8 protein-coding genes and 2 pseudogenes are annotated in these 11,006 nt (G+C 45.7%); 2 read left to right on the plus strand and 8 right to left on the minus strand.

The annotated features are described in order from the left end of the window. The 7 genes and pseudogenes from ABID29_RS11880 to ABID29_RS11910 form a co-directional block, all read right to left on the minus strand. On the minus strand, positions 1 to 2,404 hold a 2,404-nt coding region (locus tag ABID29_RS11880; protein ID WP_354366330.1), incomplete at its 3' end, for a MucBP domain-containing protein. 438 nt (positions 2,405 to 2,842) lie between these two features. Continuing rightward, positions 2,843 to 3,253: pseudogene (tnpA, locus tag ABID29_RS11885) on the minus strand (IS200/IS605 family transposase). A gap of 316 nt (positions 3,254 to 3,569) precedes the next feature. After that, on the minus strand, positions 3,570 to 4,328 hold the full coding sequence (locus tag ABID29_RS11890) for an ABC transporter ATP-binding protein (protein WP_354366331.1): 759 nt from the start codon (positions 4,326 to 4,328) through the stop codon (positions 3,570 to 3,572). Beyond that, positions 4,325 to 5,188, minus strand: coding sequence for an ABC transporter permease (locus ABID29_RS11895; RefSeq protein WP_354366332.1), 864 nt, complete (start codon positions 5,186 to 5,188; stop codon positions 4,325 to 4,327). Before ABID29_RS11895 ends, ABID29_RS11890 begins: the two co-directional genes overlap by 4 nt. A 25-nt stretch (positions 5,189 to 5,213) precedes the next feature. After that, a complete protein-coding gene (gene trpX / locus ABID29_RS11900) occupies positions 5,214 to 6,221 on the minus strand; it encodes a tryptophan ABC transporter substrate-binding protein (RefSeq protein WP_354366333.1) in 1,008 nt (335 codons plus the stop codon). Between the two features lie 9 nt (positions 6,222 to 6,230). Further along, the gene (trpB, locus tag ABID29_RS11905) at positions 6,231 to 7,412 is read right to left on the minus strand and encodes a tryptophan synthase subunit beta (RefSeq protein ID WP_354366334.1); all 1,182 of its coding nucleotides are present in this window, start codon (positions 7,410 to 7,412) and stop codon (positions 6,231 to 6,233) included. 503 nt (positions 7,413 to 7,915) lie between these two features. Beyond that, on the minus strand, positions 7,916 to 9,295 hold the full coding sequence (locus tag ABID29_RS11910; RefSeq protein ID WP_354366335.1) for a 6-phospho-beta-glucosidase: 1,380 nt from the start codon (positions 9,293 to 9,295) through the stop codon (positions 7,916 to 7,918). Between the two features lie 196 nt (positions 9,296 to 9,491). Between ABID29_RS11910 and ABID29_RS11915 the strand changes: the two genes are divergently transcribed. Both ABID29_RS11915 and ABID29_RS11920 read left to right on the plus strand, forming a co-directional pair. Further along, positions 9,492 to 10,385: a MurR/RpiR family transcriptional regulator gene (locus tag ABID29_RS11915; protein WP_354366336.1), complete on the plus strand. Its 894-nt coding sequence runs from the start codon at positions 9,492 to 9,494 to the stop codon at positions 10,383 to 10,385. Further along, positions 10,378 to 10,512: a hypothetical protein gene (locus ABID29_RS11920; protein ID WP_354366337.1), complete on the plus strand. Its 135-nt coding sequence runs from the start codon at positions 10,378 to 10,380 to the stop codon at positions 10,510 to 10,512. Before ABID29_RS11915 ends, ABID29_RS11920 begins: the two co-directional genes overlap by 8 nt. Before the next feature lie 42 nt (positions 10,513 to 10,554). On the opposite strand, the pseudogene tnpA (ABID29_RS11925) reads toward ABID29_RS11920, so the two are convergent. Continuing rightward, positions 10,555 to 10,908 (minus strand): annotated as a pseudogene (gene tnpA / locus ABID29_RS11925) (IS200/IS605 family transposase); the annotation flags it as partial. Positions 10,909 to 11,006: the final 98 nt, after the last annotated feature.

An 11,006-nucleotide genomic window follows, 5' to 3' on the forward strand; every position in this document is an offset into this window, starting at 1 on the left:
GGACGGAACCGGTCTTAGGATCTGGAGTCGGTGCTGGTGTTTCAACCTTCTTATAGATATAAGTAACGGTCTTCTCACCCTCTTCAACTGTACCAGTTGATGGAGCTCCGGTCTCATCTACCTTCACCAGAACATAACCTGGGAACTCTTTCGGAGTTGTTGAATAGTTGGAGCCTACTTCGCCATCACGAACCACGTCGCTTGGGCCTTCAAGAACAGTACCATCTTCTGTGATGTAACGAACAAGGACGGAACCTTTCGGCTTAACCACTTCCTTGTACTCGTAAGTGATAGTTTGCACTTCTTCTGTTACGCTACCTGTGCTTGGAGCGTCTCCCTCATTCTCACGGGTACGAACCAATTCATAGGTCTTGCCATCTTTCTCGATGGTAGCTGGTGGTGTGTCGGTGTAGTTCTCACCTACTGGGCTGTCGGCTGGTTTAACAGACTTGTCATCTGCGATTTCAGTTTCTGTCCCTTCGATAACGTAGCGAGCGTCTACTTGACCGCCTGGCTTAACCACTTCCTTGTACTCGTAGGTGATGGTTTGCGCTTCTTCTGTTACGCTACCTGTGCTTGGAGCGTCTCCCTCATTCTCACGGGTGCGAACCAATTCATAGGTCTTGCCATCTTTCTCGATGGTAACTGGTGGCGTGTCGGTGTAGTTCTCACCTACTGGGCTGTCGGCTGGTTTAACAGACTTGTCATCTGCGATTTCAGTTTCTGTCCCTTCGATAACGTAGCGAGCGTCTACTTGACCGCCTGGCTTAACCACTTCCTTGTACTCGTAAGTGATGGTTTGCACTTCTTCTGTTACGCTACCTGTGCTTGGAGCGTCTCCCTCATTCTCTCGGGTACGAACCAATTCATAGGTCTTGCCATCTTTCTCGATGGTAGCTGGTGGCGTGTCGGTGTAGTTCTCACCTACTGGGCTGTCGGCTGGTTTAACAGACTTGTCATCTGCGATTTCAGTTTCTGTCCCTTCGATAACGTAGCGAGCGTCTACTTGACCGCCTGGCTTGACTTCTTCGTAAACATAGGTTACCTTTTTCGTTTTGCCACTTTCGATAGAACCTGTTGGGGCATCCGTTCCAAAATCAAGGTTTGTCGTCGCAAGGCTACCATCGGCATTTACTGTACCGACCGGCACAGTTGTTTCTTTTGCAACTAGCTTGTAAGTTTTACCATCCTTAGTAATGACTGACGGACGCTCTTTTGTCTGTTCAGACGATACTTCACCAGTGTCAGCTGTTGTATCATATGCAGTACCTGATGGCTGATTATCAGTATCCTTAAAGGTTGTTCCGATGACATTTCCTTCTGTATCAACATACTGCACTTCAACAGAGCCTGGAAGCTGATTTGGTAAGCGGAAGGAAACACGGAACAAGTCAGAGTTGTCAATAGTTCCAACAGGTGTATAGTTATCGCTCCAATGCTTGTTCAAGCCGTTGATACCATCTGAAAGGTAAATATCATTCCTAAAATAATCTGAACCAGTGTTGTACTGAGCAGATGAGAAGGCTGAATAAGGAATAGCCTGGTGGCTTAGTTTAAAAGTAACGCTAGTAAAGGTTCCCTTCAATCGAACAGAACCTGTCCCTGCTGGAGCAAAATTTGGTGAGACATTAGTCCCATCTCCAAAATTGGGCTCAGGAATTGAAAAGGCATCGGTATTTTTTTCATTGACTTGGATGACTGTACTTGATACTGAGAGGTTGGCCCCCTCACTAGCTTTTTCCAACGTCACTCCTCTTGTCAAGAGGGTCATGACCGTGTTGTTAAAGGAACCTCTTCCACTCCCTTGGGAGTTCCCCCCAATACCTGAAAGATCTAGAATCGGATCTGTAACAGGCTGATCAAAGGTAAAGGTAATTTCAGCAGTATCATGTACACCATTAAAGTTGTATTTGTTAGTCCAAGCACCACCACCACCTTCTGATGGAGAAGGTTGAACAAAAATGCCTAAAGCCGGCATTTGGCTTGGAGTTGGGTTCCCAACGAACATGTCTGACGTTGCACGATAGCGTGCCTGGTTAGTTCCATCTACCAAGTAAGCTGTCCCCTCAGGTGAAGTGTTGATCATCCCGATACTGGCAGTCACACCGACAGATTTCCCATCTTCCGTGGTAATGGTTGTTTGGGCAGATGAATAGGCTGCCCCTCTATCTTCCGGAAAAACATAGCCTGTATTGATATTGCCGGAGAGATTCCAGACGCTACTTAGGGCATAGGTTTCTTCCGCAGCATAGACTACAGAAGGGAGCAATCCCAATCCAGGGGCTACATAGGCGACACTTGCAAACAAAGCTGCTCCAATCGTAACAGAAGCAAGGCCTTGTTTAAATTTTCTGAGTGAGAAGTACTCACGTTTTTCATAATGTTTTGCTTGTTTGTTCTTCATTTAGTTCCATTTCTCCGTTATTGGTTAGAACCAATTTAATTAAATATGGTTGCTGATTTGGTCAACCATAGCCGACGAGTTGTTATCAATTATTATAGAAGAAGCCACCTCTTTCCTACTTATATGATAAATAAATACATTCGGATTATACCATTTTTAAAAATGAAACAATGGACTAATTTAATTAAATTATCCAAAAATATTAATTTTTTCAATTTTAATATATTAATATTACAAATGAAATTATTTGAACTAGCATACTTTTATGGTCATCACGATCGTAAAATAATTCAATTAAATCATGACCACCCGTCTAACGGGTGGTTTAACAGGGGCTATAAGCCCATATCACCAGCCAGCGTCTATGCTGCTCTCTTTCACTTTGTTCAAGCCTAACCGCTTTTGACTCGTCACTCGCCTCTTAAAGAGGCGTTAGTATTACTTGCCATTATCCCTAAAGGGATCTTCGTATTCTTTCACACTCAATTTATCAAGTGCGATGTCATGTTTCTCTTGCTCCTGTATCTATTTTTTAATCGTGGCTTCGTTAAGTCCTACTGTGCTTACATAATAACCCTCTGCCCAAAAATGGCGATTGCCAAATTTATATTTCAAATTGGCGGGTTTATCAAACATCATAAGAGCACTCTTACCTTTTAAATAGCCCATGAAACTGGAAACGCTGATTCTTGGTGGAATACTAACTAGCATGTGAACATGATCTGGCATTAAATGTCCTTCTATAATTTCAACACCTTTATAGCTACATAAACGGCGGAATAGCTCTCCTAAACTGCTTCGATATTGATTATAGATGACTTTTCGTCTATACTTAGGGGTGAACACAATGTGATATTTACAATTCCACTTTGTGTGTGATAAACGATGTGCTTTTTGAGCCCCTCAACTTTTTTATTTTTAGGTTTCGGCAAAAATCATCCACTGGATAATTTTTCTCCTCCTTTCGCTCTACAATAGGCTTGAACACCTTTATTGTATCGCGTTTGGAGTTTTTTTGGGTATAACCTGCGATGCGCACCCGCATAGCGGGTGGTTTATTGGTCACGCACCTGCGGAGCGAAACGGACTAAAGTCACATAAAAAAGATTGAAGACCTTGTCTCTCTAAACAGGTCTTCAATCCTTTCAATTGGTATTTTGCTATCTCACTCAAAAAACTGATAATAATCTTGCAAGGCCATCTGGGCCTTTTCTTGAGCAGTCAGGTCCTGCATAATCTGACCATCTTTCATCACAATCAAGCGGTTGCCGTACTGGAGCGCGTCTTCCATGCGATGGGTAATCATCAGGGCAGTCAGCCGCTCTTCTTTGACGAAGCGATCGGTCAAGGTCATCAGTGCCTGACTGGTCTTGGGGTCCAGAGCCGCAGTGTGCTCATCCAGAAGCAGTAAGTCCGGACGCTTCAGGGTAGCCATCAGGAGGCTGAGCGCTTGACGCTGACCTCCTGATAAGAGCCCTGTCGGGGTCTCTAAGTGTTTTTCTAGCCCATTGCCCGTCTTAGCTAAGAGCTCCGTAAAGGCAGCGCTGTGACTGGCCAAGCGACGGGAGACGAGCCCGCGTTTCTCGCCTCGATGCTGAGCGATTAGAAGGTTTTCTCCAACTGTCATCCGGGGTGCTGTGCCCATTTTAGGGTCCTGAAAGACCCTTGATAGGTACTTGGCCCGCTTCTCGGCTGGCCAGTTGGTCACGTCCTCTCCTAAGATGCGGACTTGGCCACTGCTTAAGGGCAGGGTCCCAGCAATCGTGTTAAAGAGGGTCGATTTACCAGCACCATTTCCCCCTAAAATGGTAATAAAATCCTGTTCGTGAATGGTCAAATTGACGCCATCCAGGATAACCTTTTGTTCCTCAAAGCCATTGTTCACCAGTTTGGTTGCATTGATTAATTCGACTACTGCTGTCATCTGGTAAGCCTCACTCCCTTAAAGAATTTTGCCTTGAGTTCAGGAATAACGAGACAGATTCCCAAAATAAGAGCCGAATAAATCCTCATGTAGCTGGTATTGAAACCGAGACGAATGACTGTCCAAAAGAGGAATTGATAGGCGATGGCGCCGACTGCAATGGTGATCAAACGTTCCAGCAATGTCAGATTGTTAAACATAACTTCGCCGATGATGAGACTCGCTAGGCCGATCACGATAATCCCGATGCCACGAGACACATCTGCACTGCCTTCTTGCTGGGCAACCAAGGCACCAGCAAGAGCCACGATCCCGTTGGACAAGACAAGCCCCATCAGCTCCATCTTGTCGGTATTAATGCCAAAGGATTTAGCCATGTCGCGGTTATCTCCTGTCGCAATATAGGCCTGACCCAGACGGGTATCCAAGAAAGTAATCATAAAGCCGATCACCAGAATCAGCACCAAAAGACCCAGAACCAATTCATTGGCGGTAGAGGAAAAGGGCAGACTATCCTGTAGGACGGGATAGTTGAGCAAGCCCAAGTTAGCCCTGCCCATCACCATCAAAATGATGGAATGGCAAGACGAGGTTACCAAAATCCCTGACAAGAGGGTGGGGATCTTCCCCTTGGTATAAAGCAAGCCAGATACCAAGCCAGCTAGACAGCCAGCCAAGATAGCAGCCCCAGTCGCCAGCAAGGGGCTAACCCCCTTGGTGATCAGGGTCACCGCTACTGCTCCGCCAAGCGGAAAAGAGCCTTCGATGGTCATATCTGGAAAATTGAGGATCCGAAAGGTCATGAAAATTCCCAGACCTAGGACGGCCCACAAAAGGCCTTGTGAAATGATTGACAGCATTGTTTTTCTCTCTTATAAAGATATCTTACTCAATGACAGTTGCCGCTTTTTCAAGCAGACTATCTGGAATGGTTAAGCCCAATTCCTTGGCCACTTTTTGGTTAACAACAACGGTCCCTTGGCTAAAGATCTCAACAGGTGTTGTAGCAGGGTCTGCCCCATCAAGGATACTTGCTACCATCTTACCTGTCGCAACCCCTAGGTCAAACTGACTCAGCGTTACAGAAGCGATTCCTCCCTGCTCCACCATGGTCTCAACCGAGGTATAAACTGGTTTTTGAGCTTCCTTGGCTGCGGAGATCACCGCTGGAAAGGCTGAGGCAATGGTATTGTCTGTCGGGGTCCATACCACGTCTACTTTAGGTAACATGGCTGCTACTGTCGTATTGATTTCATTGGTTGATGGAACTGCGTAAGGAACAACGGTATAGCCTGCCTTCTCAGCAGCTTGGGTGAAGGCTTCCACCTGCGAAAGTGAATTGTCCTCACTGCTAGAGTACAAGATACCGATTGTCTTGGCTTCTGGTGTGATGGCTTGGATCAATTCCACCGTATCTGCCACCGGTGTCGCATCGGATACGCCGGTGATATTGCCACCTGGTTTTTTCAAGTCACTGACCAAATTTGCCCCAACAGGATCTGTTACAGCTCCCATGATAACTGGGATGTCCTTGGTGGCATTAGCAAGCCCTTGGGCTGCTGGTGTCGCAATCCCGATCAGAGCTGCATTATTATCTGCAGCCAGCTTCTCACTCATTTTTTGAATCTGGTTCTGGTCTGCCTCTGCGTTCATGAAGTTGATGGTTAAATTAGCATCTTTTTCATAACCCCCTTCTGCTAAACCAGCCTCAATCCCACGGTAGATCTCATCCAGGGATTCGTGGGTGACGAACTGCAAAACGCCTATGGAAACCTTGTCGCCAGCCTTAGCAGGTGTTTCCTGCTCATTTTTAGACTGACCAGATAAGCCCAGGTACGCAATAACTACGATAACTAAGGCTGCTAAAACAGCCAGTAATTTCTTGTTTTTCATGTTGATCTCCTATTCTTTTTCTAAGTAATCAGCGATAGCCGCAACATCCTTGTCCCCACGGCCGGATAGGTTAACAACGATAATTTTTTCTTTTTCCAATTTTGGAGCCAGGTAAATGGCTTGAGCCAGAGCATGGGAACTCTCAATAGCAGGAATAATGCCTTCTGTTTTGGATAGCAAGAGCAAGGCATCAACAGCTTCTTGGTCTGTCGCTGCGCGATAGTCCACACGGCCACTTTCCTTTAGAAAAGCATGTTCCGGACCAACCCCTGGATAATCTAAACCAGCTGAAATAGAATAAACCGGCGAAACGGAACCATCTTCCTCGAACAAGGAAATTGTCTTCATGCCGTCCACAATCCCAACCTGTCCCTTGGTCATAGTCGCCGCATGAAGGTCGGTTTCTAAGCCCTTACCGGCAGCCTCCACCCCAATGAGTTGGACTTCCTTATCCGCCAAATAAGCTGAGAAGGCTCCGATAGCATTAGAACCGCCACCTACACAGGCAATCACCGCGTCAGGGAGACGTCCTTCCTTGTCTAAGATTTGTTGACGCGATTCCTGAGAGATGATTTTTTGAAACTCATGGACAATGCTCGGGTAGGGATGAGGACCTACAGCTGACCCTAAAACATAGAAGGCATCCAAATCAGCCATCCAGGCTCCAAAAGCAGCATCAACAGCATCCTTAAGGGTTTGAGTGCCAGTTTCAACAGCATGCACAGTAGCCCCCATCATCTCCATCCGAAAAACATTGAGCGCTTGGCGTTTGGTATCCTCTGCCCCCATATAGATATCACAAGCCATGCCAAATTTAGCAGCAGCTGCGGCAGTCGCAACACCGTGCTGACCAGCACCTGTTTCAGCGATGACACGGGTTTTCCCCATCCGTTTGGCGAGAAGAATCTGGCCTAACACATTATTAAGCTTATGGGAGCCTAAGTGGTTTAAGTCCTCGCGTTTGAGGTAAATCTTAGCACCACCCAAATGTTTAGTGAGACTTTCTGCAAAGTAGAGCGGTGTTTCACGCCCGGAATAATCCTTTAGGTAATGGCGGTATTCTGTCAAAAACTCTGGATCCTCTCGATAGGTCTCAAAAACAGCCTCCAACTGATCCAGCAATACCTGAATAGGCTCTGGAACAAAGCTCCCGCCAAATTCGCCAAAATAACCTTTTTTGTGATCTGTCATCCTATACCTCTTTTCTATTTTCCATGCAGATTCTCTCACAAACCTGCGCCTAAGACCTGCTAAATTCGTCCCGTTTGCCTCAATAAGCTGGTACCATTCTTACTTGAAGACAAGCAAAAGCCCTCACTCTCCCTAAGGGAAAGTGAGGGCGAATAGGTCCGCGGTGCCACCTCAATTGATGGAATATATCTAGAGTCATCCATCATCTCTGACTTGTCAAACAACAAGCTGCACGGTAAGGGGTGCGCACCGAATTCCTATGTGTTAGAATTCATTATGAGATATCAGCCCAATGTTCATCCCTAGGTGCTACTTGTTCGCAATACCCACAAGCTCCCTGAAAACCTCTAAAGATTACTTTTCTGATATAGTTAGCATTATACGCCAGCTTTTTAGCTTTGTCAAGAATTATTTGAAATTTTTTTCTAAAGGCAAACCGACCTTAACTAGGATGCTACCAAGCACTGACTGTCAACGGTCTCTAACTCTCTAAAAAGGTGCAATTACTCGGCCAATTGGCGGGCTAATTCGTCTTTGATGGTCAAACCTTCTTTTTCCAGGCGAGAAATAGTTTCTGCAAACTGTGGCAGGTGCTTTTTATGAGCCAAGAATAGTTCATCCATGACACGCTTGGCGGTAGCGCCCGATGGAATTAACGGATTGATGGTAAAGGCTTGTAGGGCTGTTCCGTAGTCACCGGTCACAGCAGCTTCAATAGTCAAAAGCTCCATGGCCTTCATGACCTGTAGCCAGCCTTTTTCAGCAGTCGGGAGTGGTCCAAAGGCAACATTTCTGGCCCCTTGGGCACCGATTTGCGCCGTCACTTCCACTACGCAGTCTGCTGGTAGGTCTGGCACTGCTCCGTCGTTCTTGGTCGACACAACAATCTCGGTATTCTTATTGGCATAGATGGAAGCGATGGTTTCACAGGCTGCATCTGAATAATAGGCACCGCCACGTTCAGAAAGCTGTTTTGGTTTGTAGTTGAGTTCTGGATCCTTGTAAAGTTCAAAGAGTTCCTGTTCAAGGGCCTTGACCTGCTGGGCACGGGTACCTACTGTCTTAAATTCTTCCAGCCCATGGTTCAACATTTCTTCAGCACGGTAGTAGTAACGATGGTAGCCACATGGAATCATCTTCATCTGCTTCAGCTGGGTTTTGTAGAATGGAATATCATGAATGTTGGCTGGCAAGGACTCATTTTCTTCATAAAGCTTGTCAATCAAGGCCTCGGTGATATCATTGCCTTTTTTATCTGCTACCTTGTGCCAATGGAAGTGGTTGACCCCAGCAAACTTGTAAATCAAGTCATCACGCTCGACGCCTAGAAGCTCAGCCTCGCCCATACAAGCTGTCACGGGTACATTACAAAGGCCAATCACACGGTCCCACTTGCCGTAGCGGACAACAGCTTCAGTCACCATACCGCTCGGATTGGCAAAGTTAATCAACCAAGCCTTGGGACAATGACGCTTCATGTCTTCCACCACTTCAAGGATAATTGGAATGGTCCGAAAGGCCTTGAACATGCCTCCAGCACCATTGGTCTCCTGTCCCAGCAATCCATAAGAGAAGGGAATACGCTCGTCTTTGATACGGGCATTGAGCTGACCTACGCGGAACTGAGTGGTCACAAAGTCTGCATCCTTCAATGCTTCCTCACGGTCAAGGGTCGTGTATACCTTGACATCATAAGGCGATGCATCCCACATGCGCTGGGCCATAGCTCCGACAATTTCCTGCTTTTCACGCCCTTCTTCAACGTCAACCAACCAAATTTCACGAATGGGCAGCTCTTCGTAACGCTTGATAAAGCCTTCCATCAACTCTGGTGTGTAGCTACTTCCACCACCTATGGTTGCAATTTTAACACCATTTGCCATTAGAATCTCCTTTTTTTCCCTTTTTCTTTTTATTGTAAGCCATTACAAGATTAAGCACAAGATAAGATAAGCGTTTTCAAACGGTGTTGGCAAACTTGTTCCGAAAGACGGTTTGACTTGTAAACAATGTTCGCAAAACTGTTTGCACTATTGACAATTTTTCCTAATCTGGATATGATAGCAATGAGGTAAACCTATGTTAATCAAAGAAAAATTAGAAACCTTTCGCTTCTCACCAGCAGAAGAAACTGTTGCCAGCTTTCTTCTAACGTCACCCGAACAGATCGAGCACCAATCCATTCATAAATTAGCCAAGACCAATTTTACCCAGCCTTCAACACTGGTCCGCCTAGCCAAAAAACTAGGGTTCAAGGGATGGTCGGACTTCAAGAAGGCCTATCTGGAAGAATGGCACTACCTACAACGGCATTTTGTCAGTCTCGATCCCAATCTTCCATTTTCTGCCACAGATAGCCTAATCACCATCAGCAACAAACTTATTGGCCTGTCACATGCGACACTGGATGATATGCAAGACCTTTTGGATCACCATGCATTGAATCTTGCCCAGCAATTGCTCCTAGAGGCCAAGCACCTTGCAATTTTTGCTCAGAGTGGCAATCTCCTCATTGCCCAAGATTTTGCCCTCAAGATGAACCGAATCGGCCGGCAGGTTAGTTTGGCTAATTTAGCTGGTGAGGAACGCTACCATGCGCTCAATCTGCCACCAGACAGTTGCGCTATTCTGATCTCCTATTCGGGTGAGAATTCGACCTTGATTGCTATTCAGAAAATCTTAAAAAAACGCGGCATTCCATCTATCGCTATCACCAGCATCGGCGATTCTAAACTGGCTCAGGCCGCCCAGGTGCATCTTCCAATGACCACTCGCGAAAAATTTTACTCCAAAATCGGTAACTTCACCACCAATCTTTCCATCATCATCCTGCTAGATATCCTCTATGCGCTGGTCTTCGCAGACAATTACTCCAACAACCTTAAGCACCTCATCCAGTCTGGCAAGATTATTGACCACAGAAAGAGTCATAGCCAGATTATGCAGGAAGGGGAAGGGGAATCTAATGAATAAGTACGGTTCTCCAGAGCCAGCAATAACCAATCATAACCACCCGTCTAACGGGTGGTTTAACAGGGGCTATAAGCCCATATCACCAGCCAGCGTCTATGCTGCTCTCTTTCACTTTGTTCAAGCCTAACCGCTTTTGACTCGTCACTCGCCTCTTAAAGAGGCGTTAGTATTACTTGCCATTATCCCTAAAGGGATCTTCGTATTCTTTCACACTCAATTTATCAAGTGCGATGTCATGTTTCTCTTGCTCCTGTATCTATTTTTTAATCGTGGCTTCGTTAAGTCCTACTGTGCTTACATAATAACCCTCTGCCCAAAAATGGCGATTGCCAAATTTATATTTCAAATTGGCGTGTTTATCAAACATCATAAGAGCACTCTTACCTTTTAAATAGCCCATGAAACTGGAAACGCTGATTCTTGGTGGAAGACTAACTAGCATGTGAACATGATCTGGCATTAAATGTCCTTCTATAATTTCAACACCTTTATAGCTACATAAACGGCGGAATAGCTCACCTAAACTCACGCCAAACGCATGAAGAAAATTTTGTTTTCAGAAAGCTAGATTCATAATGACAAAATCAATCAAAGTAGTAGACTATAGATGAGGTGACTACG

Origin of the sequence: Streptococcus rupicaprae (assembly GCF_040545225.1) — a bacterium.
Classification (GTDB): Bacteria; Bacillota; Bacilli; order Lactobacillales; family Streptococcaceae; genus Streptococcus; species Streptococcus rupicaprae.